Source organism: Mitsuaria sp. TWR114 (assembly GCF_007997345.1).
In genome coordinates this window covers 1-2,543 of sequence record NZ_VOSR01000465.1, presented here as the reverse complement: position 1 = coordinate 2,543, position 2,543 = coordinate 1, and the positions used below count along the sequence as shown (strand labels likewise).

Here is a 2,543-nt window from a genome sequence, read left to right as displayed (position 1 = left end):
CGCGCGCTGGAGGCCGGCGCCGACGCCTTCGCCCGCAAGCAGGACGACGTCGACCTGATCCTGGCGCGCGTGGCCGCGATGCTGCGCAGCGCCAAGGCCAGCCTGCCCGAGCAGGGCGCCAGCCTGCTCGGGCCCAAGCGGCTGCTGCTGGTCGACGACAGCGCCAACGTGCTGGCCGAGCTCGGCGCGCTGCTGCGCGACGACGGCTACGACGTCATCGCCGCGGCCAGCGGCGAGCAGGCGCTGGAGCTGCTCGCGGTGCAGGCGGTGGACGCGGTGCTGCTGGACGTGCAGATGCCGGGCATCGGCGGGCTGGAGACCTGCCGGCGCATCAAGTCGGCGCCCTCGCTGCGCGACATCCCGGTGCTGCTGCTCACCGCCTTCGAGGGCCGCGCGTCGATGCTGGCCGGCCTGGAGGCCGGCGCCGACGATTACGTCGTCAAGGCCAACGGCGAGGTCGAGCTGCTCAAGGCCCGGCGCGTCCACGCCGAGCTGCACAACAGCGCGATGGAAGCGGCCGAGGCGCGCGCCGCGCGCGAGCTGGCGGACAGCCGCGCCGAGCTGCTGGCCGCGCTGCAGCAGCGCAACGACGCGCTGGAGCAGCTCAATGCCGAGCTCAGCCGCGCCAGCAGCGCCAAGACCGCCTTCCTGTCGACGATGTCGCACGAGCTGCGCACGCCGCTGAACGCGGTGATCGGTTTCGCCCAGCTGATGCGCGACGGCGCGGCCGGCCCGGTCAGCGATCGCCAGGCCGAGTTCTGCGGCCACATCCACAACGCCGGGCAGCACCTGCTCTCGCTGGTCAACGACCTGCTGGACATGGCCAAGATCGAGGCCGGCCGCGTCGACCTGGACATCGAGCCGGTCGAGCTCGACGAGCTGCTGCGCGACGCGCTCGCGATCGTGCAGGAACGGGCCCGGCTCAACCGCATCGAGATGAGCTTCTTCGGCGTCGGCGGCCACCAGCGGCTGTGCGTGGACCGCCGCCGGCTGCGGCAGATCATCTACAACCTGCTGTCCAACGCGGCCAAGTTCACGCCCAAGGGCGGCAGCATCCGGCTCGAGGCGCGGCGGGTGCCCCGGGCGCGGGCGCGCGAGGCGCTGCCGGGCTTCCCCAACGGGCGGCGCTCGGAGCTGCCCGACAGCGAGCACGCCGAGTTCGTCCAGATCAGCGTCACCGACAACGGCATCGGCATCCCGCCGGACGGCCTGGACAAGCTGTTCCAGCCCTTCAACCAGATCCGCAACGTGCTGACCCACAAGGTGGAGGGCACCGGCCTGGGCCTGGCGACGGTGGCGCGCCTGGTGCAGCTGCACGACGGCGCGGTGGCGGTGAGCAGCCAGCCCGACAAGGGCAGCTGCTTCACCTGCTGGCTGCCATGGCGCGAGCCGGTGATCCCCGACGTCATCCTGCCCGACGAGACCGGCGAGCGTCCGCTGGCGCTCGTGATCGAGCACAACGAGCAGGCCGCGGCGCTGATGCAGACGCAGCTCAAGGCGGCGGGCTTCCGGGTGCGGCATGTCGCCTCGGCCGAGGCGGCGCTGGAGCTCGCCCCGCACCTGCGGCCCGAGCTGATCACGCTGGAGGTGAACCTGCCGGGGCTGGACGGCTGGGAGCTGCTGTCGCGGCTGAAGAACCTGCCGGGGTGGGCACACATCCCGGTGGTCGTCGTGTCGGTGGACGCGGGGCAGGAAGTGGCGCTGTCGCTGGGCGCCTCCGCGGTGCTGCACAAGCCGGTGTCGCGCAAGGCGCTGAGCAAGGAGCTGGAGATGCTCGGCTTCAAGCCGACCGCGACGCGCAAGTTCCTGGTGCTGGCGATCAGCGACGCGCCCGGCGACCTGCAGTCGCTGAGCGCCCACCTGTCGCAGCCCGGCTTCTCGGTGCTGCGCGCCACCGGCGGCAAGGAAGGCATCGAACTGGCCCGGCGCCACGTGCCCGACCTGATCGTGCTGGACCTGCTGATGGCGGAGGTCGACGGCATCGGCGTCGTCGAGGCGCTGCAGCGCGATCCGCTGACCGCGGCGATCCCGGTGATCGTGGTGGCGGCGTCGCAGCTCACGCCGCGCGACCGCGAGCTGCTCAACCGCCATGTGCAGCGCGCCACCGTCAACCGCGAGACGGCCGCCGCGGCCGCGGCCGGCGGCGCGCCGTGATCCTGGAGCCGGCGCCGTGAGGACGCGCGCGTTCACGCCCGCCCACGCCAAGGAGGACGCACTGACATGAGACGCCGCGATGTGTTCGGGCTGATGGCGCTGGCCTCGGCCGGCCCGCTGGCTACCGCAGCGAGTGCCGCCAGTGCCGCGACGAACGCGGCGCTGCTGCCCTCCGCGCTCGATGCCGCGGGGCAGTTGCGCGCGCTGCCAATGGACGGGCCGGCGGACGGCTTCCACTGGCGGCGTGTCGCGGAGGGTGTGCAGTTCCGCGTCGACAGCCTGACCAAGGCCGTGCTGTTCTACGGCCCGGGCCTGGTACGGATCACCGCGCACCTAGGCGCGGCGCATACCGCGCAGCCCAGCCTGGTGGTCGTGGCCAAGCCCAGGCC

The 2,543-nt window shown here is 72.9% G+C and carries 2 protein-coding genes; both read left to right on the top strand.

Annotation, left to right across the window (positions count from 1 at the left end; all coding sequences use genetic code 11):
* Nucleotides 1-2,154: response regulator (locus tag FUT87_RS16835; RefSeq protein ID WP_147241758.1), on the top strand; the 2,154-nt coding region annotated here is incomplete at its 5' end.
* A gap of 66 nt (nucleotides 2,155-2,220) precedes the next feature.
* Nucleotides 2,221-2,543, top strand: a 323-nt coding sequence (locus FUT87_RS16830) for a hypothetical protein (RefSeq protein WP_222617182.1), incomplete at its 3' end; no start/stop codon positions are given.